The organism is Kitasatospora albolonga (genome assembly GCF_039535905.1).
GTDB lineage: Bacteria > Actinomycetota > Actinomycetes > Streptomycetales > Streptomycetaceae > Kitasatospora > Kitasatospora albolonga.
Genome location: NZ_BAAAYB010000060.1, coordinates 1 through 24,931, shown reverse-complemented (window position 1 = coordinate 24,931; position 24,931 = coordinate 1). Strand labels below are relative to the sequence as shown.

Genomic DNA, 24,931 nt, shown 5'->3' with positions numbered 1-24,931 from the left:
CCTCCCCGGGGCGGTGGTGGTAGGTGAGTACCCGTCGGTCCAGGTGTCGTGGTCGACGTCGGCGGGGATCACCTCGAAGCAGTCCGGCTCGTCCCGGAAGCCGGGCAGCAGCCTGGCCTGCGCGATCCGCGCCTCGGCGGCCGCTCGGAGGAGTAGATGCCGAGCAGCCGCCACTCGTCCTCGTCCTGGTGGATCCATCCGTCCGGGTCGCGGTGGATCACCGTGCCGTCGGCCTCCACCGCGAGGGTGGCGCAGGTGCCAGAGCTCGTACACCTCCCGGCTCATCGGACCCCGCTGAACGGGTCGGCGGAAGTGGGCGGTGGCCAACAGGCCCTCGGCGGGCGGCCAGTTCGGCCAGCAGGCGGGTACGGGTGGCGGTGGCGGCGGGGCTGGTCCTCGTCGTAGAGGTAGCCGGCGGTGGGGTCGGCGAGCTGGACGGGGTGGAGCACCACATCGCCGGCGACCACCAGCTGCCGCTCCCCCACCGCGAGGCTCTGGTGGCCGGGGGTGTGCCCCGGGTGGGCAGCACGGTCAGCTCGGGGGTCAGCCGCAGGCCGCCGTCGGCGGCGTCCAGGCAGCCGGCCGCGAGCAGCGGGTCGACCACGGCGGCCAGCATCGGGAGCCGGTGGCGCGCAGCCAGTCCAACTCCCGCCGCTGGACCAGTAGCGCGCGTTCGGGAAGGCCGGGGTGGCGCCGTCGGCGGCCAGGCTGCCGCTGCGTGGTCCGCTGTGCAGGTGGGTGAGGACCACCGTGTCCACCTCCTCGGGCCGGGTGCCGACGGCGGCGAGTTCGGCGGTCAGCCGCCCGGGGACGGGTGCCCAGCTCGCGGCCGGGAGTCCTCGCCGCCCAGGCCGGTGTCGACCAGGACGGTGCGGCCGCCGGGGGTGCGCAGCAGGTAGCTGTGGAAGTGCAGGGTCCAGGGCTCGGCGCGGTCCGCCCGCCGCCAGACCGGGTGGTCGGGGCCGCCGAAGAGTTCGTCCAGCGGGCGGGCGATCTGATGGCCCATCGGGCCGACCGCGTCGCAGAGCGGGACGACCTCGACCCCGGCGCGGACCACCGCCGGGTGCGGGCATCAGGGGCGCCACTCGTCGGCGAGCAGGCCGAGGACCAGCTCGTCGTGGAAGCCGCCGTCCACCCAGGCGTTGCGGCGCAGCAGGCCCTCGCGGACGAAGCCGTTGCGCTCGGCGGCGGCGATCATCCCGTGGTTGTCGGCCAGCGTCTCCACCTGGAGCCGCTGGAAGCCCCGGATCCGGAAGCCGTAGTGGCACATCACCCCGACCGCCTCGGCGCCGTAGCCCTTGCCCCGGTGGGCGGGCAGCACGGCGAGGCCGAGGTGGGCGAGCCGGTTGTGCGGGTCGACCCCCAGGACGATGCTCCGCCGAGCACCTCACCGCTCGCCAGCTCGAACCACGTGAAGGGCGCGTGACCGTCCGTACTCCCCCACCGAGACACGAGTTGCCACCGGAGTCCGCGACACGGCCGGGTGTCCGCCTTCGCTGGCCCTGCTGCTAGGACGTCCCCCTGAAAGCAGACCTGACACGCCCGAAAGGAGCATTCATGACCGAGAACCTCGCCCCCGCCGCCGACCCGCACCACGCCTCGCCTCGCGCACTACCGCCGCCCGCGGCAGTCCTGGGGGCATGCTGAACGGCACGGCACCACCTTCCGAGCAGACTCACCTACGGTGGCCGTGGTGGCCGGCGGCACTTCACCCGGGAGCACCTCACCGCCGAGGTGACCGGCTCGCTGAAAGCCACCCCTCCGAAGTCGCGTCGTGATCGACGAGTTGGCAGCCCGCCCCCGCCCCAGAAAGACCCGCCGCCCAAATACCCCCCGCTCTCCCCCCCCCCTCCCGCCCGCCGCCCCCCCCCGCGCCGGGCGTACTGCTCGCGCCGGACCCCGGCGGACGAAGAACCTGCTCCACCTCACCCCCGCCGGGCGCACGCTCTAACGACACGCCGCCGCCGAGGGCGCCGCGTACTCCGCCCGGATCTGGCACATCCCGACGAAGACCTCGCGGCGGCCGCCGGTGCTCACCCTGGTCGCCGCCCGCCAACGCCGAGCTGGCCCGGGCAGGCGGACTGACGAGCATCCGCCCCCAGGAATCCCAGGGCCCCACCACTTGGGGGGTGGGGGTCGGGCGGCGAGAGTGGGCTGGTCGGGGTGGGGCCGAGGCGGCGCAGGGCGTCGGCGCGGATGGAGGACTGCGAGTAGGCAGTAAACCCGCGCCTACGGGTCGCGGCACCGCATCAGGTCGATGCGGAATCCGCCTCGTCGAAGGGCTCCAGTCGATGCGCGCGTCACGCAGTCAATGCGTGATCCATGCCCCACCTTGGCGCCGTGATCGGCGGTTCGACGGGATGAGTTACCCACTCGCTCGCATGCGTGGTCCATGGCCCCATGATGCCGGCGCCACGGCTGCCGCAGGAACGGTTTTCCGGAGCGCACCGGCCGGAACCGCTCGGGCACCGCCCCCGGGCGGGGCGGTGCCGAGCGGACGGCGTCAGGCGGCGAGAGCAGGTTCGCGGAAGCAGCCACGTGTCGGGTCGAGTCGCGCCCGGTGCGGCGGCTGAGGCGTCCAGGCGGTTGACCGCGCGACCAGCTGGTCGCGGGCGCCGCCGAGGCGTAGGCGTAGAAGAGGTCGCGGTGCAGGAGTTCGACCTCCGTGGCGACGGCCAGGCCGCGGAAGATGGCGGCCTCGGCGGTGCGGTGGTCGCCGACTGGGAGGCGGCGGGCGGCGAGTTCGTGGCGTTTCCACGATCCGGCCACCATGTCCCTGCCGCTCGGGCTCGGCCAACCGTAGCTGTTGCCCGGGCTCCGCGACGGGGCGCCCCGGACCAGGGACGGGGCGTGGGCCAGGGCGCGTCGGCGGTGGAGCTGGTGCGTGGCGCATGCCGCGCCGGTAGAGGCTGCGGAACTCGTCCCGTCGCAGCTGACGGTCGGGCGCGGGGCGACACCGTCCCCGTCTCCAGCGGCAGGAAGGCCCAGCCCTCGCCGACTCGCCCAGCCAGGAGCGAGTTCGCCGTCGGGCGGGGAGCGGGGTGGACTGCTCGGTGTCGTTGCGGGTCCAGGGTGGGCCGCGCCCGGTGCAGCGCGTGGTCCAGGTCGGAGAGGTCCGCGCCCGGGGCGCAGCGCCAGGCAGGGCGCAGCTCGGTCAGCCGGGGGGCGGCCCTCGGGGTTCACCGGGCCGTTCGCGCCGAGCAGGTCGGGGACCGGCAGGCCGATCCGTGGGGGTCGCCGACGCTGTGCGCCTCGGGGCGAGCGCAGGATGGCCAGCAAGGTCCGCGCTGTCCGCTGCGCGCTGACCCGCCGGTGGCACGTAGGAGCCGGGGGCGGAGGGGCCGGGCCGGGGGTGCTCGGCCACCGGCGGGGCGGCCTCATTGGTCGGCGGCGGCTCGTAGGCAGGCACCGCGGGGGGACGTCCGGCACCCGGCGGAACGGCGCGCGGCCAAGGGGGTACTCGCCGTGAGGGCTGGTCCGGTCACCCGGGGCAGCGGCTCGGTCTCCGGCCCGCGCCTCGGCCTCGCCGAACGGCGCTGCGGAGGACGGAGTTCGACGCGAGGCGAGACGAACCGAGAACGGTTCCGCAGCGGGCAGCGCGGCGGGGAGGGGGCGGTGAGCGGGTCGACGGCGGCGGCGGCTCGGGGCGCGTACCGGCCGGCGCCGGGAGCTCGGGGTGGGAGCGGCGGCACCGGGGGTGACGGGGCCACCGAAAGGCCGGGAGTCAACGGAGCAGACGGGGGAACCGCCACGGCGAGCCCGCCGCCGAGGTGCTACGTTCTTGCGCCAGCGTCAGGCCCAGCCCCGTTAGGGAGTGCCCGCGGCGTGTGGCCGCCGGCTGTGGCCCGAGACGGGCTGCTGCCGGTGCCGATCAGACGGGCGATCAGTCCGGGCCGGCGCCGCACTCCCCGGGTCCGCCCCGGGGAGGGCGCGGAGCATGGGCGCGAGGCGGGGCCGTCCCAGCGGGGAGGGCGGAGCCGGGATTCGAAGGGTTTGGAGCCGAGGAAGTCTGCTCGGCGGCAGCCCGCCCACGGCGGCCAGCAACCGCACCGGGAGTTCGCCGCGGCTCCAGCGCTCGCCGTCGAAGGTACCAGTCGGGGGCCGGAGTTGGCTGGTGTCGGCGGCGCTGCCGAGCAGGTCCCGACACGTGGCCGTACTGCCTCGGGGCCAGCCGCTGGAGCTCCAGAGTCAGGTGACAGGACGAGGATGGTGGCAAGCCGGTGTCCTGGGCAGGGTCCAGCGGGCGAGGGGCCCGGCCGGTGCCACGCTTCGGGCGCGCGGGTGACAAGACGGCCAGGCAGGTGCGCGGGGTGCCGTGCAAGCAGCGGCCCAGCTCGGCGGGCAGGTTGCCGCTCGGCGGCTGGTGCCGGAGCACATTCAGGGCACCCGAGGCTCGTCCTCCTGCCGCGGCTGCGGGCGTCGCGGGGGCTGCTCACCTCGACGGCGACCAAGGTGGCGCGGCCCGGGCGGTGGCGCGGTCCGAGGGCGGCGAGCGCGGTCTCCAGCTGTCGTGGCGGTGCACCCGCTCGGCGGCGGCGCCGGTCAGCGGGAGGTCCTCGGCCAAGGCCGACCAGGTGAGGTTGACACCCGGTCTCGGCAGCGGGCTGTGGGCCAGCTCGCCGGCCAGGGTGCGCACCACGTCGGCCGGGCGTCGTCGGGTGGCCGAGAGGTGCATCAGGCCGACCGGTCTCGAGGTCGGCCCATAACCACCCGCCGTCCGGCCCGGTGCCGAGGGTGACCCAGGGCCGGGTACGGGGCGGGCGTGCTTGCGGGCCTGGGAAGACGGAGAGGCAGTTCGTGGGGAGTCCTCCGGGCACAACCAGACGTTCGCGCGCATGCGCGGCCCGGAACGGGGCCCGATCGGCGCGGCCGGGGGCGGCCAGGTGGAGCTCGACCGGTGCGGCCGAGGTGACACCGGGCCGCGACCAGCGCGGGCAGGCGCTTGCCGCCGAGCACGGTAGTTGGTCGTTCCCAATGGTGCGCAGGGCACGTCCAGCAGGCCAGGCACTCGTCGTCCTGACGACACTTCACTCGGACTCGAACAGCGGCGCGGCCGGGGCGGCAGGGCGATCCGGTGACGGGGGCGAGCGGGTGCGATGCTGGTCGCCAGCGGCGGCGGGCCACCAGCCGACCAGGGACGGCGGCCAGCACACGCCCGACGGCGAGCGGGCCGCGCCACCGTGTAGTCGTCGCTGGGCGCGGTGGCCTCGCCGGCCACCGGCGAGTGCTGGGCGGCCGAGGTGCTGGGCTGTGGCGCGGTCAGCCCTGGACGGCAGAGCCAGGGAGAGGCAGGTACGTCGGGGCGGGCGTGCCCGGCGCCTGGGTGGCGGGGAGCCTGCCGGCGCGGGGGTCTGCGCGGCGGCGGGTCTCCGGTGCCGGGGCCGTCTCGGGGCCGGGGGAGGGCGGCAGGGCCCGACGGGGCCGGGGAGGCGAGCACCAATGCCCGGCACCACCACGTCCGGATCGGTCAGCCGGTGCGCCGTCGGGGCGGCGACCGCCCTTGTTGCATCGAAGAGCCGGGGCCCCCCTCGGCTTCGCCAAACTCCCGCTCGCGATGGCCGAGAGGCTGTCCCCCGGCCTTGACGGTGACCGTGGCGTGGCCGGTGGTCAGGGCCGCCGGGGTCGTGCGCGGTCCGGTTCTGGAAAGCGGGATCCTGATAAGCGGGGGGCCTGGGCCGCCGGGGCTGGGCCTGCGGCTTTGCGTCGAGCGGCAGCTTGAGCTTCCAGCCGAGGGTGGATGGCCGGTCGGGCGTCGAGCGGCCGTCCGTCCTCGTTCCATCACCTGACCGTCCTTCAGCTTGGCCGATTTCGGTCACAGCGTTCGCCGGAGCCGAGCTGGCTCTCGGCGATCGACCAGAGGCTGTCCGCCGGGCTGGTGTCGCGCACCCGTGTTAGTGGGGTGCTGGTCGGCGGCGGGGGTCAGCGCCGGAGCCGCCGTGGGCGGCGGCAGCGCGGCGTACTGGGCGGGGCGGTGAACCTGGGCGGGAGGCCCGCGGCGGGCCCGCTCCGGGACGGCCGAGACAGGCGGAGCCGCCACCGCCAGGGCGATAACGAGCCGACCAGGCCGGCGGTCAGCCTCTGGCTCCAGCCGAGCGGGGAGACGGCGGGCCACCCGCCCGCGCATTTGGGGCCGGATCTCCGCAGCAGCACCGAGAGCGCGCAAGCAAGAGGCCAGCCGATCCAGCCGATCGCGACCAGGCAGGGACCAGAGAAGATCCCGGACGTCGTCGGGGCTGGTCAGCAGGTCGGGTCAGGCCGGAATGTGCTCTGTACCGCCCATACGCGGCCACCGCGAGGGTGCCGTAGCCGAGCAAGCATCGGCACCCCGGCCAGCAGCAACGGCCAGCAGCACCAGCAGGGCGCCGAGCAGCGGTGATGAACACCGAGCCGACGTACTAGCGCCGTCGCCGCGGCCGCAACGGCACCGGCCGCCGTGCGGCCGGCACGCACGGGCCCGGCTCGCCCGCGAGCCCGTCCAGGCCCGCGGTCCATCCCCGTCTAGCCCTTGGTCCCCGCGGACGCCATCAGCCCATCCCCAGCTTCCACTCACACACCCGCGCCGCTGCGGCCTGCCGCCGCGGCCCCGACTGACCGGCGTCAGCCCGACGGAGCCCGCACCTCACGGGTTCTCCGTTGCTGACTCCGCGACAGCCCGGCCGAACCGACGCCGGGGCACGTCCAACTCATCCACCCGCATCGCGCCGAGCAGGCGGTCCGGTACGTGGTCCGGATCTCCACCACCACGGTCCGGTCCCCGGAAGGTGATGTCCGCGGGCTTCAGCCCGTACGGGCTCCAGATAGGCGGTGGCCCGCTGCCGGGCTCGTCCAGGTCCTTCTTCAGCACGTAGCCGCGCCGCTCAACAGGGCGGCCTGGTCCCAGCTGTTGGCCCACGCCCGGGCGGCCTCCTGGGCGCGCGCGTCGGCGTTCTCGATCGCCCGCAGCCGCCACCGCCCTCCAACACGATAACCGACCATGATCACCAGGCCGGCACGCAGATCGCACGAGAGGGCGATCGAGCCTTCGTCCGCCCGTCGACGGACGATTCGGACTCAAATCCCCTCCCCTCTCAGCCGGTTGCCCGGTAGCGGTCCAGCACCGAGGTGAAGGTGCCGGTCATCTCTTGGAGCGCGGGCAGCCCCGCAGCAGGTCCGCCAGCCGGACCGTGCAGCTGACTGCACCGTCACGGTGGTGAGCGGACCCTCCGGCGTGGCAGCGTGCCGTACGCGACCGCGGAGCGTTCCCGCCCTCGCACAGCACCCCCCCTGCCCCGCCAGCGCCGCGCCACCGCGTCGTGTGCGGCCTGCTCCGCCCCCTCCGGGCTGCGCGCCAAGGGAGGCCGCGCGGGCGCCGGAACGGGCTGCTGCGTCCACTCCCGCCGGTGTTCTGAATACGCCCGGCCGCGACGGCGATCAGCACGAAGAAGACCAAGCGGGGGCGAGGATCGCCAGTTCGATCGCGAAGCTGCCGCGGTCCGCGCCGGGGCGGCGCCGGCGGAGCACGAGCGGCCGCGCAGGCGGGCGGGCGCCTCACGGCCCGCCCGCCCTGCGGGAACGAACTTCTCCCCCGGGGAGCGCTGATCCGAACGGGTGATCAGCAGCCGGTGCAACCCCGGCAGCACCACGGCCAGCGGCCGGACCGTGACGGAGATCCGGTAGGTGGTCGCGTCACTGGTGTCCGGTCTCACGTCGACCCGCTCGGCGAGATCAACACCCGGTCAGGAAGTTTCCCGCCGCTCCGAGTTCTGCGGCCGACATGGCGTGTCGTTTAGCGCGCACTGCCAGCCACTTGCGTCATTGTCCTGCAATCCGGCGCCCTACAGCTGGGCAAGCCGTGCGCCGCGTGTGGATGGTGAGCCGCGGCTCCAGTACCGTGCGGCCCTGGCCTTTCACCCGGCCGCCGGTTGCGAGTCTCGGGAAGACCGGGGCGCGCTCCTCGTCTGCCCCGTTCGCCCCGCGGCTCCGTCAGGGCGGAGCAAACGGAGAAGTGTGGCAGAATGGGGTCGTGCGAGGCGGCAGCTGATGTGCCGCTTCCGGTGCTGCAGCCTTACTAATCGTTTTCCATGGCACGGCGCGGCGCCATCCGACTCCGGCGAGCAGCCCTCGTGCTGAGGGAGCCGCAATCGACCGTGACAGATCGCCCTGGCCGACACATTAGTTGAGAAGCGCGTGGGATGAACGGGGGTCGCGTCCGTTCTGTATTCCCTGCCGACGAGCGCATAGCCATCTGCTCTCCAGGTCTCGGTTGCGCTTAGCCCCGTTCTCTGTTTGCTCGTAGACATAAGCGCGGACAGATACCGCTCAGGGTAGGACGAGGTGAGCGAAGCTACCGAGCCACATTCCGCTCGCGCGGTTGGCCCAGGGTCACGCCCAGCGGGAGTCGCGAAGGATCTTCGCCCGGATTATTACACGTGGGATCCGCATCTCCAGACACACGAGAAGGCCGACATGTACCCGGCGAGAGCACTGCTACTAGTGGGCCTTCGATGCGTCGTCCCGACGTACAATGCTTTCCTGTTGTGTAGCCTGCCCAACAACAACGACACGAACGACTGTACCGGAGAGCGGCTGCCCTGCTCTGACGTTCGATCGCGTTACACATACTCTGTAAAATTCAACTTACCACTCAGCCACCCACCTAGACTCATGGCCTACTGCGCTCTTCCTCACGAATCGTCAGTCCAGCAAGCCTCTGTCCCGTCCCGCGGATGACGACGCCGGCGCCCGAGAGGCGAGGAACATCAGCATCGAGGCCTCACGTGCTGCTGGTCGCTCCAGCGCGCGTGGTGGGTCCGACATGGCACACCGGGGGCACTCCGCCGCCGACCCCCCCATTCCGTGATCCGCCGTTCGCCGTCCGCCCGGACCGGAGCCCGTCGGGGCGACCGGGGCGCGCTGAGCATCGAGCTCGCCCTGGTCTTCCCGATCGCGCTGTTCCTGGTCTTCCTCGTGGTGCAGGCCGCCCTCTACTGGTACGCGGGCCAGGCCGCGCTCACGGCTGCCCGCGAGGGCGCCGAGGCCGGCCGGGCCCAGGGCGCCGCCTCCGATTCGGGCGCCCGGCGGGCCGGGGACTTCCTGACCCGGGTCGGTGATCTCGCCGAGCGGGTCGACGTGAAGACCGACACCAGTGACGCGACCACCTACCGGATCTCCGTCACGGTCCGGCCGCTGGCCGTGGTGCCGGGGTTCGACCCGGCTGCTGATCACCCGTCGGATCAGCGCTCCCCGGGAGAAGTTCGTCCCGCAGGGCGGGCGGCCGTGAGGCGCCCGCCCGCCCTGCGCGGGCCGCTCGTGCTCCGCCGGCGCCGCCCCGGCGCGGACCGCGGCAGCTTCGCGATCGAACTGGCGATCCTCGCCCCCGCGTTGGTCTTCTTCGTGCTGATCGCCGTCGCGGCCGGGCGTATTCAGACCACCGGCGGGGTAGTGGACGCAGCAGCCCGTTCCGGCGCCCGCGCGGCCTCCCTGGCGCGCAGCCCGGAGGGGGCGGAGCAGGCCGCACACGACGCGGTGGCCGCGGCGCTGGCGGGGCAGGGGGTGCTGTGCGAGGGCGCGGAACGCTCCGCGGTCGCGTACGGCACGCTGCCCACGCCGGAGGTCCGCTCACCACCGTGACGGTGCAGGTCAGCTGCACGGTCCGGCTGGCGGACCTGCTGGCGGGGCTGCCCGCCGGCTCCAAGAAGATGACCGGCACCTTCACCTCGGTGCTGGACCGCTACCGGGCAACCGGCTGAGAGGGGAGGGATTTGAGTCCGAATCGGTTCCGTCGACGGGCGGACGAAGGCTCGATCGCCCTCTTCGTGGCGATCTGCGTGGCCGGCCTGGTGATCATGGTCGGTATCGTGTTGGAGGGCGGTGGCCGGCTGCGGGCGATCGAGAACGCCGACGCGCGCGCCCAGGAGGCCGCCCGGGCGGTGGGCCAACAGCTGGACCAGGCCGCCCTGTTGAGCGCCGCGGCTACGTGCTGAAGAAGGACCTGGACGAGGCCCGCAGCGTGGCCACCGCCTATCTGGAGCCGTACGGGCTGAAGCCCGCGGACATCACCTTCCGGGGGACCGGACCGTGGTGGTGGAGATCCGGACCACGTACCGGACCACCCTGCTCGGCGCGATGCGGGTGGAGGAGTTGGACGTGCGCGGCGTCGGTTCGGCCGGGCTGGTGCACGGAGTCAGGCAAGCGGAGAACCCGTGAGGGGCGGGGCTCCGGTCCGGGCTGACGCCCGGTCAGGCGGGCGCCGCGGCGGCAGGGCCGCAGCGGCGCGGGGTGTGAGGGAAGCGGGGACGGGCTGATGGCGGCGCGAGGGACCAAGGGACAGGACCGGCGGCCGGACGGGCTCGCGGGTCGAGCCGGGCCCGGGCGTGCCGGCCGCACGGCGGCCGGTGCCGTTGCGGCCGCGGCGACGGCGCAGGACCGTCGGCTCGGTGTTCACCGCGCTCGGCGCCCTGGTGCTGCTGGCCGTGCTGCTGGCCGGGGTGCCGATGCTGCTCGGCTACGGCACCCTCGCGGTGGCCGCGATGGGCGGTCAGAGCACCTCCGGCCTGACCGACCTGCTGACCAGCCCCGACGACGGCCGGATCTTCCTCTGGGTCCTGGTCGCGATCGGCTGGATCGGCTGGCTCTGCTTCGCGCTCTCGGTGCTGCTGGAGATCCCGGCCCAACTGCGCGGCCGGGTGGCCCGCCGTCTCCCCGCCTTCGGCTGGAGCCAGCGGCTGGCCGCCGGCCTGGTCGGCTCGGTGATCGCCCTGCTGCCGGTGGCCGGCTCCGCCTTCGCGGCCGTCCCGGAGCTCGGGCCCGCCGCGGCCCCCGCCCAGGTCACCGCCTCCGCCCAGTACGCCGCGCTGCCCGCCGCCCCGGCGGCCCCGGCGCTGACCCCCGCCGCCGACCAGCACCCCACCTACACGGTGCGCGACACCAGCCCGGCGGACAGCCTCTGGTCGATCGCCGAGAGCCAGCTCGGCTCCGGCGAACGCTGGACCGAGATCGCCAAGCTGAACGACGGTCAGGTGATGGACGAGGACGGACGGCGCTTCGACGCCGACCGGGCCATCCACCCCGGCTGGAAGCTCAAGCTGCCCTCCGACGCCAAGCCGCAGGCCCAGGCCCCGGCGGCCCAGGCCCCCGCTTCTCAGGATCCCGCTTCCCAGAACCGGACCGCGCAGACCCCGGCGGCCCTGACCACCGGCCACGCCACGGTCACCGTCAAGGCCGGGGACAGCCTCTCGGCCATCGCCGAGCGGGAGTTGGGCGACGCCGAGGGCTGGCCCCGGCTCTTCGAGGCCAACAAGGGCGTCACCGCCCCCGACGGCACCCGGCTGACCGATCCGGACGTGGTGGTGCCGGGCATGGTGCTCGCCCTCCCCGGCGCCCCGGCGGCCCCCGCGCCCGCCCCCGCCCCCGAGACGGCCCCGGCACCGGAGACCCCGCCCGCCGCGCAGACCCCCGCGCCGCAGGCCCCCGCCACCCAGGCGCCGGCCACGCCCGCCCCGACGGTCCCGGCCTCCCCGGGCGCGCCCGTCCAGGGCCCGACCGCGCCAGCCCAGCACCCGGCCGCCCAGCACCCGGCGGGCGCCGAGGCCACCGCGCCCAGCGACGACTACACGGTGGCGCTGGCCGCCTCCGCCGTCGGCGTGGTGCTGGCCGCCGTCCTGGTCGGCACGGTGGCCCGCCGCCGCGGCGACCAGCAGCGCACCCGCCGCCCCCGGCACCGGATCGCCCTGCCCGCCCCGGCCGCGCTCGCCTTCGAGTCCGAGCTGAAGGTCCGTCAGGACGACGAGGGCCTGGCCCTGCTGGACCGTGCCCTGCGCACCATGGGACGCAACACCGTGCGCGGCGGCAAGCGCCTGCCCGCGCTGGTCGCGGCCCGGGTCACCTCCGGCCGCACCGTCGAGCTCCACCTGGCCGCCCCGGCCGCGCCGATCGCCCCGTTCCGGGCCGCGCATGCGCCGAACGTCTGGTGGTGCCCGGAGGACTCCCACGAACTGCTCTCCGTCTCCCAGGCCCGCAAGCACGCCGCCCCGTACCCGGCCCTGGTCACCCTCGGCACCGGGCCGGACGGCGCGGTGGTACTGGCCGACCTCGAGACCGTCCGGCTGATGCACCTCTCCGGCCACCCGGACGACGCCCGCGACGTGCTGCGCACCCTGGCCGTCGAGCTGGCCCACAGCCCGCTCGCCGACCGGGTCAACCTCCACCTGGTCGGCCTGGCCGAGGACCTCCCGCTGACCGGCGCCGCCGCCGAGCGGGTGCACCGCCACGACAGCCTGGAGACCGCGCTCGCCGCCCTCGGACCGCGCACCGCCCGGGCCCGCGCCACCCTGGTCGCCGCCGAGGTGAGCAGCCCCCGCGACGCCCGCAGCCGCGGCCAGGAGGACGAGTCCTGGGTGCCCGAGATCGTGCTCTCGGCCCAGCCGCCGAGCGGCAACCTGCCCGCCGAGCTGGGCCGGCTGCTCGACGGCACCCCGCGCACCTGCCTGGCCGTCGTCACCCGCGCGCCCGAGCGCGGCACCGGCCCGGTCGCCCGCTGGACCCTGCCCAGCACCGGCCTGGCCACCATCCCCGGCCTGCACCTGACCGTGGAGCTCCAGCGGCTGGCCCCCGAGCAGTACGGCCACGTCGGCGACCTGCTCCGCAGCGCCGCCGACACCAGCCAACTCCCGGCCCCCGACTGGACCTTCGACGGCGAGGAGCTGGAGCCGGCCGAACTCCCGGTGCCGGTGCTGGCCGCCGTGGGCGGGCTGGCCGCCGAGCAGACCTTCCTCGGCTCCAACCCCTTCGACTCCCCGGCTCCGCCCTCCCCGCTGCTGGACGGCCCCGCCTTCGCGGCCATGGCCTCCGCGCCCTCCCCGGGCGGACCCGGGGAGGGCGCCGGCCCGGACCTGATCGCCCGTCTGATCGGCACCGGCAGCAGCCCGTTCGCGGGCACCAGCCCGGCGGCCACGCCGCGGCACTCCCTCAACGGGGCGGGCCTGACGCTGCGCAAGAACGGCACCTCGGCGGCGGGCTCGCCGGTGGCGGTTCCCCCGTCGCTCCCGTCGCTCCCCGCCCTTCCGGTGGCCCCGGTCACCCCGGTGCCCGCCGCTCCCACCCCCGAGCTCCCGGCCGCCGGCCGGTACGCGGCCCCCGAGCCGCCCGCCGCCGTCGACCCGCTCACCGCCCCCCTCCCCGCCGCGCTGCCCGCTGCGGACCCGTTCGCGGTCGTCGCGCCTCCCGCCGTCGAACTCCCGTCCTCCGCAGCGCCGTTCGGCGAGGCCGAGGCGCGGGCCGAGACCGAGCCGCTGCCCCGGGTGACCGACCAGCCCCTCACCGGCGAGTACCCCCTGGCCGCGCCCGTCCCGCCGGTGCCGACCGTCCCGCCGGTGCCGGCCTACGAGCCGCCGCCGACCCATGAGGCCGCCCCGCCGGTGGCCGAGCACGCCCCGGCCCGGCCCACTCCGCCCCCGGCCTCCTACGTGCCCCCGGCCGGGTCAGCGCGCAGCGACAGCGACGACCTGCTGGCCATCCTGCGCTCGCCCGAGGCGCACAGCGTCCGGACCGCCCCCCGGATCCGCCTGCTCGGTCCGCCGGACCTGCTCGGCGCGAACGGCCCGGTGAACCCCGAGGGCCGCCCCCGGCTGACCGAGCTGGCCGCCCTGCTGGCGCTGCGCCCGGGCGCGGACCTCTCCGCCCTGGACCACGCGCTGCACCCGGGCGCGGCCCACCTGGACCCGCACCCGACCACCGAGCAGTCCACCCCGCTCCCCGCCCGACTGGCCGAACTCGCCTCCTGGCTGGGCGAGTCGGCGGAGGGCCGGGCCTTCCTGCCGCTGGAGACCGGGGACGGTGTCGCCCTCGCCCCGACCGTCAGCTGCGACTGGGACGAGTTCCGCAGCCTCTACCGGCGCGGCATGCGCAGCACCAGCTCCACCGCCGACGCCGCCCTGGCCCACGCCCTCGCCCTGGTCCGGGGCGCCCCGTTCGCGGAGGCCCCGGGCAACAGCTACGGCTGGGCCGAGCCCGAGCGGCAGGACATGCTGGCCGCGATCGTGGACACCGCCCACGAACTCGCCGCCCGCCGCCTCCAGTACGGCGACCACCGCACCGCCGAGGCCGCCATCTTCCGCGGCCTGGCCGTCGCCCCGGAGGTCGAACTCCTGCACCGCGACCTCTTCTACGCCTACGCCTCGGCCGGCGCCCGCGACCAGCTGGTCCGCGCGGTCAACCGCCTGGACGCCCTCAGCCGCCGCACCGGCCGCGACCTCGACCCCGACACCGTGGCCCTGCTCCGCGACCTGCTCTCCGCCGCCTGACGCCCCGTCCGCTCGGCACCGCCCCCGCCCGGGGGCGGTGCCGAGCCCGTTCCGGCCGGTGCGCTCCGGAAAACCGTTCCCTGCGGGCAGCCGTGGCGCGGCATCATGGGGCCATGGACACGCATGCGAGCGAGTGGGTACTCATGCCCGTCGAACCGCCGATCACCGGCGCCAAGGTGGGGCACTGGATCACGCATTGACTGCGTGACCGCGGCATCGACTGGATGCCCTTCGACGAGGCGGACTTCCGCATCGACCTGATGCGGTGCCGCGACCCCGAAGGGCGGGTGTACTGCCACTCGCAGTTCTCCATCCGCGCCGACGCCCTGCGCCGCCTCGGCCTCCACCCCGACCAGCCCACCTCCGCCGCCGCCGACCCCCCACCCCCCAAGTGGTGGGGCCCCTGGGATTCCTGGGGGCGCTGATGCTCCGTCAGTCCGCCTGCCGGGCCAGCTCGGCGTTGGCCCGGGCGGCGACCAGGGTGAGCACCCGGCCGGCCGCCGCGAGGTCTTCGGCCGGGATGTCGCCCCAGATCCGGGCGGAGTACGCGGCGCCCTCGGCGGCGGCGGTGTCGTAGAGCGTGCGCCCGGCGGGGGTGAGGTGGAGCAGGTCCTCGTCCGCCGGGTCCGGCGCGAGCAGTCCGGCGGTGGCCAACTCGTCGATCACGGACGCGACTTCGGACGGGGTGGCCTTCAGCGAGCCGGTCACCTCGGCGGTGAGGTGCTCCCGGGTGACGCTGCCGCCGGCCACCACGGCCACCCGTAGGGTGACGTTCTGCTGGAAGGTGGTGCCGTGCCGTTCCAGCATGCCCTCCAGGACGGCGCGGGCGGCGTAGTGCGCGAGGGCGAGCGTGCGGGGGTCGGCGGCGGGGGCGAGGGTCTCGGTCATGACTGCTCCTTCTCGGCGTGCTCGGTCTGCGGTTCGAGGGGGACGTCCAGCAGCAGGGCCAGCTCGCGGGTGAACTCCCGGGCGCGCGGGCCGCTCCGGCCCCCGAGTGGCTCCAGCAGCTGCTCCAGCAGCTCCTGGACCACGGTGATCGCCCGCCCGGTCACCTCCCGGCCCTGGTCGGTGAGGGTCAGCCGGAAGGCCCGGGGGTCGGCCGGATCCCTGGTCCGGCCCAGCAGCCCGGCGCCCTCCAGGGCGCGGGCCAGCTTGGAGACGTAGAGCGCCTCCATCCCGGTGTGGTCGGCGAGTTGACGCTGGTTCGGCTGCCGGCCCTCCCGGTCCATCCCGTACAGGGAGGCCATCACCGAGTACTGGGCGTGCGTCAGCCCCAGCGGCGCGACCGCCCGGTCCACGGCCGTGCGCCACTTCATCGACAGGCGCCATACCAGGAATCCGGCGGTGGCCTTCTCGTGCGCTGCTGAACTCATGACGGATACCGTACATGGCTACTATGTCCATGGCTACTGTTTCGCCGGGGAGGGCTAATCCGTTTGCCCCCGGCTCCGCCGGGGCGGTAGAACGCCGAGCATGTTGCGTGGAGAGCGGATCGGCCTGCGGGCCCGGATTGAGTCCGACGTGCCGGTGCTGCACGAAGAGCTGTACAACGACGTGATCACCCGGTCGAAGGCGGACACCCGGCCGTGGCAGCCGACTCCGGTGGCCAACTCGGTGTTCTCGGTGGGGGAGTCCTCGGACGGTCACGCGCCCTTCACCGTGGTCGAGCTGGCGAGCGGTGAGGTGCTCGGCGAGGCCATCGTCTGGGGGATCGACCCGCACAACCGGCTCGCCCACCTCGGCCTCGCCGTGCTGCCCGCCCACCGGGGCAAGGGCTACGGCGCCGAGGCGGTCGGGGTGATGTGCCACTACGGCTTCCGGATCCGGGGCTTCCAGCGGCTCCAGGTGGAGACGCTGGCCGACAACCACGGGATGATCGCCGCCGCCGAGCGCAACGGCTTCGTCCGCGAGGGCCTGCTGCGCCGCAACGCCTGGGTGGACGGCGGCTTCCACGACGAGCTGGTCCTCGGCCTGCTCGCCGACGAGTGGCGCCCCTGATGCCGCACCCGGCGGTGGTCCGCGCCGGGGTCGAGGTCGTCCCGCTCTGCGACGCGGTCGGCCCGATGGGCCATCAGATCGCCCGCCCGCTGGACGAACTCTTCGGCGGCCCCGACCACCCGGTCTGGCGGCGGGCGGACCGCGCCGAGCCCTGGACCCTGCACTTCCACAGCTACCTGCTGCGCACCCCCGGCGGCCGCACCGTCCTGGTCGACACCGGCCTGGGCGGCGAGGACTCCCCGGCCGCGAGCTGGGCACCCGTCCCCGGGCGGCTGACCGCCGAACTCGCCGCCGTCGGCACCCGGCCCGAGGAGGTGGACACGGTGGTCCTCACCCACCTGCACAGCGACCACGCCAGCGGCAGCCTGGCCGCCGACGGCGCCACCCCGGCCTTCCCGAACGCGCGCTACCTGGTCCAGCGGCGGGAGTTGGACTGGCTGCGCGCCACCGGCTCCCCGATGCTGGCCGCCGTGGTCGACCCGCTGCTCGCGGCCGGCTGCCTGGACGCCGCCGACGGCGGCCTGCGGCTGACCCCCGAGCTGACCGTGCTGCCCACCCCGGGGCACACCCCCGGCCACCAGAGCCTCGCGGTGGGGGAGCGGCAGCTGGTGGTCGCCGGCGATGTGGTGCTCCACCCCGTCCAGCTCGCCGACCCCACCGCCGGCTACCTCTACGACGAGGACCAGCCCGCCGCCACCGCCACCCGTACCCGCCTGCTGGCCGAACTGGCCGCCGCCGAGGGCCTGTTGGCCACCGCCCACTTCGCCGACCCGTTCAGCGGGGTCCGATGAGCCGGGAGGTGTACGAGCTCTGGCACCTGCGCCACCTCGCGGTGGAGGCCGACGGCACGGTGATCCACCGCGACCCGGACGGATGGATCCACCAGGACGAGGACGAGTGGCGGCTGCTCGGCATCTACTCCTCCGAGGCGGCCGCCGAGGCGCGGATCGCGCAGGCCAGGCTGCTGCCCGGCTTCCGGGACGAGCCGGACTGCTTCGAGGTGATCCCCGCCGACGTCGACCACGACACCTGGACCGACGGGTACTTCACCTACCACCACCGCCCCGGGGAGGACACGTGACGGACGCCCCCACGCTCTACCTGCTGGTGCACCGGCACCACTTCGTCCCGCCGGAGCACGACCCCTTCGAGGACGGCGAGCCGCTGTTCTGGTCCGACTCCGAGGAGGACCACAAGACCCTCGGCCTCTACAGCACCCGGGAGGCGGCCGAGCGGCGGATCGAGCGGGCCCGCCCGCTGCCCGGATTCCGGGACAGCCCCGACGGGTTCGAGATCCACCCGTACGTCCTGGACGAGCACCGCTGGACCGGTGGCCACCGAGCCTGACGGAGCGCTGACCCACCGTCAGGGGCGCTCGGCGCGTCCGGGCCGGTCGAGCGCCCGTTCGGCCGGGGAGTCCCTCCTGGCTGAGCCGGGCGCGGGCACCGTAAGGTGGCGAGGACGTGGTGGCGGGCACCACGGCGTTGCGTCGCGCGCGGGCGGCGGTTGGGGGCGGTGACCTGCGGTGGCGGACCTGACGGCGGGCGGGCTTTGGCCGGGCGGAGCGGCTGCGCAGGCCGAGGGCTTCTCGACCGGCTGGACCGGCACCATGCCGGCCGTGAAGGCCACGGGGCCCGGCCCTGCCGGTACGTCCGGGCACTCCGGCCCCGGTGGGCCCGCGGTCGCGACGGCCCCCAAGCCGGTGGTGCAGACGGTCGGTGACGGCGCCCGCGGCCGCATCCTGGTGATCGAGGGCGGCTACGGCACCGCCGGCCGTCGCTCCTGGGGCCGCGGCGCGGGCTCCCAGACCCAGGTGCTCTCCACCATGCTGGCCGCCGTCGCCCCGCAGACCCTGCTCGCCGCCGAATCCGTGGACGCCATCCACCTCCCCGGCGCCACCGACCCGCAGAGCGTGCTGGCCCACCTGCGCGCCGCCGCCCTGCACCCCGGCCCGCTCCTCATCCACCTCGGCGGCCACCTGGTCACCGACCGCCGGGGCGAGCACCTCTACCTGACGCTCCGTGACTCCAAGCCCGCCACCGTCCGCCAGGACGGCCTGCCCTGGCAGGCCCTGGCCGCCGAGCTCCAGCACCGGGGCGACCTGCCCACCCTGGTGATCGCCGACCTCAGCGCCGACCAGGCCGCCTGGCCGCTGGTGCAGAGCGCCATCTCCCCGCTGGCCGACGGCATCCCGCTGTGGGCCGTGGTCAGCCCGGACCCGGAGCAGATCGGCACCTTCTCCCGGGCCCTGATCGAGGTGCTGCACCGCGGCCGCCCCGGTGGCCCGGCCCTGCTGCCGCCCGAGCACCTGCGCGAGCAGGTCCACTCGGTGGTCCGGCACGACTCGATCATCCTGCACTCGCACCCCACCGAGCGGCCCTTCTTCCGCAACACCTCGCGCCAGATCGGCGAGGCCGTCCCCACCTTCCAGGACCTGCCGCGCCCGGCGGCGGTCCTCCCCAAGCCGCCCACCCGCAGCCCGAAGGCCCGGCCGGCCGCCGCGCCGCGGGTGCTGCTCGCCAAGGAACTCACTGGCGAGGGCGTCTCCCTCCTCAAGCCGGGCGTCCCGCCGACCCCGCGCCGGGTCGGACCGCCGGTCTCGCTGCGCAAGGGCGGCCCGCTGACGGACCCCCAGGGCGGGGTCGCCCCGGCCGCCGACCGCCCCGTGGTCTCCCTCCACAAGCCGGCCGCCCCCGCCGCTCCCGCTACCCCCGCTCCCGCCTCCGCCCCCACCGCGGACTACCGGGAGGCGATCGGCCGGATCGTCCGGAGCGCCGAGGCGGGCGAGCACGAGACCGCCGCCGAGCTGGCCCTCGACCTGGAGCGCACCACCCTCGCCCTGCACGGCCCGAACGCCCCCGAGAGCCTCCAGCTCCGCCAGGTCCGGGCCCACATCGCCCGCCTGGCCGGCCGCCCCGCCGAGGCCGCCGAGCTCTACCGCGAGGTCGCCGTGGTCCTGCTGCGCGAGCGCGGCCCCGAGGACCCCGAGACCCAGCAGATCGCCACCAACGCCGAGGCCTGCTGGCGTGCCGTCACCGACCGCGCCGAGGCGATCCGGATGGCCCCCGAGATCATCGAGCTCCGCGCCCACCTCCCGGGCCCGGAGGGCCGCAAGCTCCGAGCCGCCGAACGCTACCTGAAGCAGCTCGCGGCCGCGGCTGACCCCGGCTCAGTCGGACAGCCCGCGGTCCGGGGCGCTCATGTCACCGGTCCGCGGGACGCCCTCGGCCAGGCCGTAACGGAGCAGCACCGTGCCCTGCGGGCCGGTGGCCGGGGGTTCGAGGAGGGTGAGGTTGCTCGGGACGGTGCCGTCGCCGAAGACCTTCTTGCCGACGCCGAGGACGATCGGGTGCACCCAGAGGTCGAGCCGGTCGAACAGCCTCTCCCGCAGCAGACTCTGGACGAGGTCCAGGCTCCCGACCACCTTGATGTGCTCGTGCCGTTCCCGGACCTGGCGGATCGCGGCGGCCAGGTCCGGGCCGAGCTGCACGGAGCCGGCCCAGGGCAGGTCCGGCGTGCCGCGGAGGCGACGTACTTCGGGACGCGGTTGAAGAGGGCGGCGATCGCTTCGTCCTGGCCGCCGCTCTCCTGGTGCGGCCAGTAGGCGGCGAAGATGTCGTACGTCCGCCGTCCGAGCAGCAGCGCGTCGGTGTCCCGGTACGCGGCCATGATCTGAGCCCCGGTCACCTCGTCCCAGCAGCGGCGCCTGCCACCCGCCGAACGGGAACCCGACCGGATCCTCCTCCGGCCCGCCGGGCGCCTGCCCGACCAGGTCGAGCGTCGCGAACATCTCGATCTCAATGAGGCCCATGGCCTCACGATAGGCCTGCGGCCGGCCGGGGGCCGGGAGGCTACTCCGGGGCGCCAGGATGTCGGTGGCCAACCCGGTGCGCGAGGACTTAGGTGGTCAACCCGGGGGCGCGAGGAACTGCGCGGGTCGGGAGGCGGCCCACCTGCAACTGAACCGCCGTCAGCCAGTTGCCGGTGCTGCCGTTCCCCCGCGCGCAGTTCCTCGCGCCCCTGGGGCCTCCGGCCCCGAGGCGCTGCGCCGACTACCGGGCGCCGCCGTTGACGTAGAGGGTCTGGCCGCTGACGTACGCGGCGTCCTCGCTGGCCAGGAAGGCGACCACCGAGGCGACCTCCTCCGGGAGGCCGACCCGCCGCAGGGGGGTGCGCTCGGCGGCCAGGGCCTGGTGCTCCTCGGCGGTGGCGCCGACGCGTTCGGCGGTGGCGGCGGTCATGGAGGTGGCGATGTAGCCGGGGGCGACGGCGTTGACGTTGACGTTGAAGGGGCCGAGCTCGATGGCCAGGGTGGCGGTGAGGCCCTGGATGCCGGCCTTGGCGGCGGCGTAGTTGGCCTGGCCGCGGTTGCCGAGGGCGGAGCGCGAGCTCAGCGAGACGATCTTGCCGTACTTCTGCCTGCACATGTAGGCCTGCGCCACGTGGCTGCAGTTGTAGGCGCTGGTCAGGTTGACGGTGAGGACGGCGTCCCAGTCGCTCTTCGGCATCTTGAAGAAGAGGTTGTCCCGGGTGATCCCGGCGTTGTTGACCAGGATGTGGAGGGCCCCCAACTCCTCGACCACGGTGGCGAAGACGCGCTCCACCGCGTCGTAGTCGGCCACGTCGCAGCCGTAGGCGCGGGCGGTGCCCCCCTTGGCGGTGATGGCGTCCACGGTGCCCTGGGCCCGCTCGGCGGTGAGGTCGAGGACGGCGACGGTCGCGCCCTCCTCGGCCAGCCGGAGGGCGGTGGCGGCGCCGATGCCCTGGGCCGCACCGGTGACGACGGCGATCTTCCCTGCGAAACGACTCATGATCCCTGACTCTCCCTCAGACCTTCTCGACCAGAACGGCACTGCCCTGCCCGACCCCGACGCACATGGTGGCCAGCCCTCGCCGGCCGCCGGTGCGCCGCATCCGGTGCAGCAGCGTGGTGAGGATGCGCGCGCCCGAGCTGCCGAGCGGGTGGCCGAGCGCGATGGCCCCGCCGGTCGGGTTGACCAGCTCCGGGTCGATGCCCAGCTCCCGGACGCTGGCGAGCGCCTGTGCGGCGAACGCCTCGTTGAACTCGGCCTCCTGGAGGTCCTCCAGCCGCCAGCCGGTGCGGGCCAGCACCTTGCGGGTGGCGGGGACGGGGCCGATGCCCATCACGTCGGGGTGGACCCCGGCGGAGGCGCCGGCCACGTAGCGGCCGAGCGGCTCCAGGCCGAGGTCGTTCAGGGCCTCCTCGCTGACCAGGATCAGACCGGAGGCGCCGTCGTTCATCGGCGAGGCGTTGCCCGCGGTGACGGTGCCGCCGGCCCGGAAGACGGGCTTGAGGGCGGCGAGGCGCTCCAGGGTGGTGTCCTCGCGGATCGACTCGTCCTGGCTGACCGTCACGCCGTCGGCGCGCAGCACCGGCAGCAGTTCGGCGTCGAAGAGGCCGTCCTTGCGGGCGGCGGCGGCCCGCTGGTGGCTGCGCAGGGCGAAGGCGTCCTGGTCCTCGCGGGTGACGCCGAACCGGCTCGCCACCTCCTCGGCGGTCTCGCCCATGCTCAGCACGCCGTGCAGCTCGCGCATCCGGGGGTTGGTGAGCCGCCAGCCGAGCCGGGTGTCGAAGGTCTCCATCCTGTGCGGGAGGGCCTCGTCAGGGCGGGGCAGCACGAAGGGGGCGCGGCTCATCGACTCGCAGCCGCCGGCCAGCACCACCTCGGCCTCGCCGGAGCCGATGGCCCGGGCGGCGGAGGTGACGGCCTCCATGCCGGAGGCGCAGAGCCGGTTGACGGTGGCGCCCGGGACGGTGTCGGGCAGGCCGGCCAGCAGGACGGCCATCCGGGCGTTGTTGCGGTTGTCCTCGCCGGCCTGGTTGGCGGCGCCCCAGTAGACGTCGTCGATCCGGGCGGGGTCCAACTGCGGTACCTCGTCGAGCAGTCCGCGCAGCACCAGGGCCGAGAGGTCGTCCGGCCGGACGGTGGAGAGCGCGCCGCGCAGCCGCCCGATCGGGGTGCGGCGGGCGGCGGCGAAGTAGACGGGACGCACGGTGGGGCTCCTCAACTACTCAGGGGGGCAGGGGATTTCAGAAGGCGTTGACCCCGGTGAGGGCGCGCCCGATGAGCAACTTCTGGATCTGGCTGGTGCCCTCGTAGAGGGTCATCACCCGGGCGTCGCGCAGGTACTTGCCGACCGGGTACTCGTCGATGAAGCCGTAGCCGCCGAACACCTGGAGGGCGTTGTTGGCGGCCTTGACGGCGGCTTCACTGGCGAAGAGCTTGGCGGTGGAGGACTCGGTGGCGAACGGCAGACCCCGGTCGATCAGGTCGGCCACCCGCCAGGTGAGCAGCCGGGCCGCCTCCAGTTCCACCGAGATGTCGGCCAGCATCTCCTGCACCAACTGGTAGGAGGCGATGGGCTTTCCGAACTGCTCGCGCTCGGTGGCGTAGCGGACGGCGGCGTCCATGCAGGCCCGGGCGATCCGACGCAGCCGGCCGCCACCGACATCCGGCCCCTTGGCCAGGGCGGCCATCGCGACGGTGAAGCCCTTGCCCTCGGGGCCGAGCCGGGCCGAGTCCGGCACCCGGACGGCGTCGAAGGTCAGCTCGGCGGTGGCCTGGCCGCGCAGGCCCAACTTGCCGTGGATCTCCCGGCGTTCGAAGCCCGGGGTGTCGGTGGGCACCAGGAAGGCGGTGATGCCCCGGTGGCCGGCCTCGCCGGTGCGGGCGAAGACCAGGGCGACGTCGGCCCAGGTCCCGTTGGTGATGAAGGTCTTGGCCCCGCTGATCAGCCAGTGGTCGCCGTCCCGGACCGCCTTGGTGCTCAGGTTGGCGGCGTCGGACCCGGTGCCGGGCTCGGTGAGGGCGAAGCAGGCCAGCGCCTCGCCGGAGCAGAGCCGGGGCAGCCAGTGGCGCTTCTGCTCCTCGGTGCCGAAGCCGCTGACCGACTTGGCGACCAGGCCGAGCGAGACCGAGACGATCCCGCGCACCGAGGAGTCGCCCCGGCCGAGCTCCTCCAGCACCAGGCAGTACGCCAGGTGGTCTCCGCCGCTGCCGCCGTACTCCTCGGGGATGGTCAGGCCGAGGAATCCGACCTTGCCCAGCTTGCCGATGACCGCCCGGTCGACCGACTCGGCGCGGTCCCAGCCGGCGGCGTGCGGGACGATCTCGCGGTCGGTGAACTCGGCGGCGAGCTCGCGGACGGCGGCCTGCTCCTCGGAGAGCTCCAGGTTCATGGCGGTCCTCGGCGTCGGTCGGCTACGGGAGGTCGGGGCGGTGGTCAAAACTAGCGGTGCAAGTTTTAATCGACTGTAGCCCGGCCCCGCAAGGGTGGGAAGACCCCGCCTGGAAGACTGGAGCCACCGCCACCCGACCGGAGGAAGCAGCCATGGCCCGCCCGCGCACCCCCCTGCTCAGCCGCGAGCGGATCGTCGCGGCCGCGCTCGCCCTGGTCGACGCCGAGGGGCTGTCCGCGCTCTCCACCCGGCGGCTGGCCACCGAGCTCTCGGTCAGCGGCCCGTCGCTCTACAACCACTTCGCCACCAAGGACGAACTGCTGGACGCGGTGGTGGACGGCGTGATGGGCGAAGTCGACCTGTCGATGTTCCGGCCGTCCGGCGACGGCGGCCCCGCCGACTGGCGCACGGCGCTGCGCGACTGGGCCCGCTCCTACCGGGCGGCACTGGCCGCCCACCCCAACGTGGTGCCGGTGCTGGCCCAGGGCCCCGGACGGCGGCCGAACGCGCTGCGGCTGGCCGACGCCGTCTTCGGCTGCCTGGTCGAGGCCGGGTGGCCGCGCGGTCAGGCCACCCGGATCGGCGCGCTGATGCGGTACTTCATCACCGGCTCGGCGCTCGGCTCCTTCGCGGGCGGCTTCCCCGAGGACGCCGCCCTCTACGGCGAGGAGTACCCCCACCTCGGCGAGGCGCACAAGCTGGCCGAGCACCGCCGCCGGATCGACGAGGGCGCCTTCGAGACCGGCCTGGAGGCCCTCCTGGACGGCCTGGAGCTGCGCTACGCCCGTACCGTGCGGGGGAGTTGAGTCAGCGGGCGATCGCCGCGCGGACCTCGGACTCCGGGTCGCCGGCGTGGTAGACCCGCTCGGTGGCCTCGATGCCGTCCAGGAACTCCTGGTAGCGGACGGCGTAGCCGAGGTGGACCAACGGTTCGGCCAGCTCCAGGGCGCGGGCCGGGTCGGAGCCCGGGGCGTGGGTGGTCCAGGCCTCGGTCCAGAGGCGGCGGACGGTCTTCCAGCGCTCCTCGGAGAGGAAGTCGCGCGGGCGCAGCCCGTCCACGGCAGGGTGGCCGAGGTAGCTGTCGGAGAAGTCGATGAGGGTGGTGCGCTCTCCGTCGAACCGCCAGTTGCCCGGGTGGAAATCACCGTGCACCAGCGTCTCGGGCAGCCCGCAGGCGGACAACTCGTCGACAATGAAGGGGAGTTCGGACAGCAGCTGCTCGGCGGCGGCGCGCTCCTCGGGCGTCAGGCCGGTGAGCCGGGGCAGTAGCGCGGCGAAGGCGGCCACCAGGGCGCGCGGGGTGCGGTCCGGCAGATCGTCGACCTTGCCGGCGAGGGCGGCCTGGGCCGCGACCAGCCGGGGCACCGCCGCCAGCATGCCGTCCTCCGGCAGGCCCCAGCAGTCCAACCCGGGGGCGTCCGCGAGCAGCAGCCGTCCCCGGCTCGGCGGCCCA

General features: G+C 74.7%; 22 protein-coding genes and 1 pseudogene. 11 read left to right on the top strand and 12 right to left on the bottom strand.

Annotation, left to right across the window (positions count from 1 at the left end; translation table 11 throughout):
- Window positions 1–281 precede the first annotated feature (281 nt).
- The 5 genes from ABD946_RS14255 to ABD946_RS14235 form a co-directional block, all read right to left on the bottom strand.
- Window positions 282–758: an MBL fold metallo-hydrolase gene (locus ABD946_RS14255; RefSeq protein WP_345283487.1), complete on the bottom strand. Its 477-nt coding sequence runs from the start codon at window positions 756–758 to the stop codon at window positions 282–284.
- A gap of 38 nt (window positions 759–796) precedes the next feature.
- Complete coding sequence (locus ABD946_RS14250) at window positions 797–1,057, bottom strand: MBL fold metallo-hydrolase (protein WP_345283485.1); 261 nt, start codon at window positions 1,055–1,057, stop codon at window positions 797–799.
- Between the two features lie 15 nt (window positions 1,058–1,072).
- The gene (locus ABD946_RS14245) at window positions 1,073–1,321 is read right to left on the bottom strand and encodes a GNAT family N-acetyltransferase (protein WP_345283484.1); all 249 of its coding nucleotides are present in this window, start codon (window positions 1,319–1,321) and stop codon (window positions 1,073–1,075) included.
- A gap of 3,111 nt (window positions 1,322–4,432) precedes the next feature.
- Window positions 4,433–4,675 (bottom strand): hypothetical protein, encoded by a 243-nt coding sequence (locus ABD946_RS14240; protein ID WP_345283482.1) that lies wholly within the window; start codon window positions 4,673–4,675, stop codon window positions 4,433–4,435.
- A gap of 2,162 nt (window positions 4,676–6,837) precedes the next feature.
- A complete protein-coding gene (locus ABD946_RS14235; protein ID WP_345283481.1) occupies window positions 6,838–6,975 on the bottom strand; it encodes a hypothetical protein in 138 nt (45 codons plus the stop codon).
- Between the two features lie 1,860 nt (window positions 6,976–8,835).
- On the opposite strand from ABD946_RS14235, the gene ABD946_RS14230 reads away from it, so the two are divergent.
- From ABD946_RS14230 to ABD946_RS14205, 6 genes are all read left to right on the top strand, one after another.
- Window positions 8,836–9,609: a TadE family protein gene (locus tag ABD946_RS14230; RefSeq protein ID WP_345283479.1), complete on the top strand. Its 774-nt coding sequence runs from the start codon at window positions 8,836–8,838 to the stop codon at window positions 9,607–9,609.
- A complete protein-coding gene (locus ABD946_RS14225) occupies window positions 9,606–9,728 on the top strand; it encodes a hypothetical protein (protein WP_345283478.1) in 123 nt (40 codons plus the stop codon). Before ABD946_RS14230 ends, ABD946_RS14225 begins: the two co-directional genes overlap by 4 nt.
- 12 nt (window positions 9,729–9,740) lie before the next feature.
- Window positions 9,741–9,962 carry a hypothetical protein gene (locus ABD946_RS14220; protein ID WP_345283476.1) on the top strand — a complete coding sequence of 74 codons (222 nt, stop codon included), beginning with the start codon at window positions 9,741–9,743 and terminating at the stop codon, window positions 9,960–9,962.
- Between the two features lie 94 nt (window positions 9,963–10,056).
- Entirely contained in the window at window positions 10,057–10,185 is a 129-nt protein-coding gene (locus tag ABD946_RS14215) for a hypothetical protein (protein ID WP_345283474.1), read from the top strand.
- Window positions 10,186–10,415: 230 nt separating this feature from the next.
- Window positions 10,416–14,279: a LysM peptidoglycan-binding domain-containing protein gene (locus tag ABD946_RS14210; RefSeq protein WP_345283473.1), complete on the top strand. Its 3,864-nt coding sequence runs from the start codon at window positions 10,416–10,418 to the stop codon at window positions 14,277–14,279.
- A gap of 224 nt (window positions 14,280–14,503) precedes the next feature.
- A complete protein-coding gene (locus tag ABD946_RS14205) occupies window positions 14,504–14,704 on the top strand; it encodes a hypothetical protein (RefSeq protein WP_345283471.1) in 201 nt (66 codons plus the stop codon).
- A gap of 7 nt (window positions 14,705–14,711) precedes the next feature.
- On the opposite strand, the gene ABD946_RS14200 is transcribed toward ABD946_RS14205, so the two are convergent.
- Both ABD946_RS14200 and ABD946_RS14195 read right to left on the bottom strand, forming a co-directional pair.
- Window positions 14,712–15,167 (bottom strand): MarR family winged helix-turn-helix transcriptional regulator, encoded by a 456-nt coding sequence (locus tag ABD946_RS14200; RefSeq protein WP_345283469.1) that lies wholly within the window; start codon window positions 15,165–15,167, stop codon window positions 14,712–14,714.
- Window positions 15,164–15,652 carry a MarR family winged helix-turn-helix transcriptional regulator gene (locus ABD946_RS14195; protein WP_345283468.1) on the bottom strand — a complete coding sequence of 163 codons (489 nt, stop codon included), beginning with the start codon at window positions 15,650–15,652 and terminating at the stop codon, window positions 15,164–15,166. Before ABD946_RS14195 ends, ABD946_RS14200 begins: the two co-directional genes overlap by 4 nt.
- A 100-nt stretch (window positions 15,653–15,752) precedes the next feature.
- Between ABD946_RS14195 and ABD946_RS14190 the strand changes: the two genes are divergently transcribed.
- From ABD946_RS14190 to ABD946_RS14175, 4 genes are read left to right on the top strand one after another with little or no spacing between them, the layout of a single operon-like run.
- Window positions 15,753–16,277: a GNAT family N-acetyltransferase gene (locus ABD946_RS14190; protein ID WP_345283466.1), complete on the top strand. Its 525-nt coding sequence runs from the start codon at window positions 15,753–15,755 to the stop codon at window positions 16,275–16,277.
- Complete coding sequence (locus ABD946_RS14185; protein WP_345283465.1) at window positions 16,277–17,068, top strand: MBL fold metallo-hydrolase; 792 nt, start codon at window positions 16,277–16,279, stop codon at window positions 17,066–17,068. Before ABD946_RS14190 ends, ABD946_RS14185 begins: the two co-directional genes overlap by 1 nt.
- Complete coding sequence (locus tag ABD946_RS14180) at window positions 17,065–17,358, top strand: DUF7336 domain-containing protein (RefSeq protein ID WP_345283464.1); 294 nt, start codon at window positions 17,065–17,067, stop codon at window positions 17,356–17,358. The genes ABD946_RS14185 and ABD946_RS14180 overlap by 4 nt, the downstream gene beginning before the upstream one ends.
- Window positions 17,355–17,624: a hypothetical protein gene (locus ABD946_RS14175; protein ID WP_345283462.1), complete on the top strand. Its 270-nt coding sequence runs from the start codon at window positions 17,355–17,357 to the stop codon at window positions 17,622–17,624. Before ABD946_RS14180 ends, ABD946_RS14175 begins: the two co-directional genes overlap by 4 nt.
- Window positions 17,625–19,446: 1,822 nt before the next feature.
- Here ABD946_RS14175 and ABD946_RS14170 read toward each other — a convergent pair.
- The 4 genes and pseudogenes from ABD946_RS14170 to ABD946_RS14155 all read right to left on the bottom strand — a co-directional run bounded on the left by ABD946_RS14170 (window position 19,447) and on the right by ABD946_RS14155 (window position 23,478).
- Window positions 19,447–20,088 (bottom strand): annotated as a pseudogene (locus ABD946_RS14170) (dihydrofolate reductase family protein).
- A gap of 241 nt (window positions 20,089–20,329) precedes the next feature.
- Complete coding sequence (fabG, locus tag ABD946_RS14165; RefSeq protein WP_345283461.1) at window positions 20,330–21,088, bottom strand: 3-oxoacyl-ACP reductase FabG; 759 nt, start codon at window positions 21,086–21,088, stop codon at window positions 20,330–20,332.
- A gap of 16 nt (window positions 21,089–21,104) precedes the next feature.
- Window positions 21,105–22,292, bottom strand: coding sequence for an acetyl-CoA C-acyltransferase (locus ABD946_RS14160; RefSeq protein ID WP_345283460.1), 1,188 nt, complete (start codon window positions 22,290–22,292; stop codon window positions 21,105–21,107).
- A 37-nt stretch (window positions 22,293–22,329) separates the two neighbouring features.
- Window positions 22,330–23,478: an acyl-CoA dehydrogenase family protein gene (locus ABD946_RS14155; protein WP_345283458.1), complete on the bottom strand. Its 1,149-nt coding sequence runs from the start codon at window positions 23,476–23,478 to the stop codon at window positions 22,330–22,332.
- 152 nt (window positions 23,479–23,630) lie between these two features.
- Here ABD946_RS14155 and ABD946_RS14150 point away from each other — a divergent pair, with 152 nt between their 5' ends.
- Window positions 23,631–24,284 (top strand): TetR/AcrR family transcriptional regulator, encoded by a 654-nt coding sequence (locus ABD946_RS14150; RefSeq protein ID WP_345283457.1) that lies wholly within the window; start codon window positions 23,631–23,633, stop codon window positions 24,282–24,284.
- A gap of 1 nt (window position 24,285) precedes the next feature.
- Here ABD946_RS14150 and ABD946_RS14145 read toward each other — a convergent pair.
- The coding region (locus tag ABD946_RS14145) for a phosphotransferase (protein ID WP_345283456.1) at window positions 24,286–24,931 on the bottom strand (646 nt) is incomplete at its 5' end.

What these genes read in the sequence shown, in the direction of transcription:
- ABD946_RS14240 (WP_345283482.1), bottom strand. Translation starts at nt 4,675, where the DNA reads ATGCACCTCTCGGCCACCCGACGACGCCCGGCCGACGTGGTGCGCACC.
- ABD946_RS14235 (WP_345283481.1), bottom strand. Translation starts at nt 6,975, where the DNA reads ATGGTCGGTTATCGTGTTGGAGGGCGGTGGCGGCTGCGGGCGATCGAG.
- ABD946_RS14205 (WP_345283471.1), top strand. Translation starts at nt 14,504, where the DNA reads ATGCCCTTCGACGAGGCGGACTTCCGCATCGACCTGATGCGGTGCCGC.
- ABD946_RS14200 (WP_345283469.1), bottom strand. Translation starts at nt 15,167, where the DNA reads ATGACCGAGACCCTCGCCCCCGCCGCCGACCCCCGCACGCTCGCCCTC.
- ABD946_RS14195 (WP_345283468.1), bottom strand. Translation starts at nt 15,652, where the DNA reads ATGAGTTCAGCAGCGCACGAGAAGGCCACCGCCGGATTCCTGGTATGG.
- ABD946_RS14190 (WP_345283466.1), top strand. Translation starts at nt 15,753, where the DNA reads ATGTTGCGTGGAGAGCGGATCGGCCTGCGGGCCCGGATTGAGTCCGAC.
- ABD946_RS14185 (WP_345283465.1), top strand. Translation starts at nt 16,277, where the DNA reads ATGCCGCACCCGGCGGTGGTCCGCGCCGGGGTCGAGGTCGTCCCGCTC.
- ABD946_RS14180 (WP_345283464.1), top strand. Translation starts at nt 17,065, where the DNA reads ATGAGCCGGGAGGTGTACGAGCTCTGGCACCTGCGCCACCTCGCGGTG.
- fabG (WP_345283461.1), bottom strand. Translation starts at nt 21,088, where the DNA reads ATGAGTCGTTTCGCAGGGAAGATCGCCGTCGTCACCGGTGCGGCCCAG.
- ABD946_RS14155 (WP_345283458.1), bottom strand. Translation starts at nt 23,478, where the DNA reads ATGAACCTGGAGCTCTCCGAGGAGCAGGCCGCCGTCCGCGAGCTCGCC.
- ABD946_RS14150 (WP_345283457.1), top strand. Translation starts at nt 23,631, where the DNA reads ATGGCCCGCCCGCGCACCCCCCTGCTCAGCCGCGAGCGGATCGTCGCG.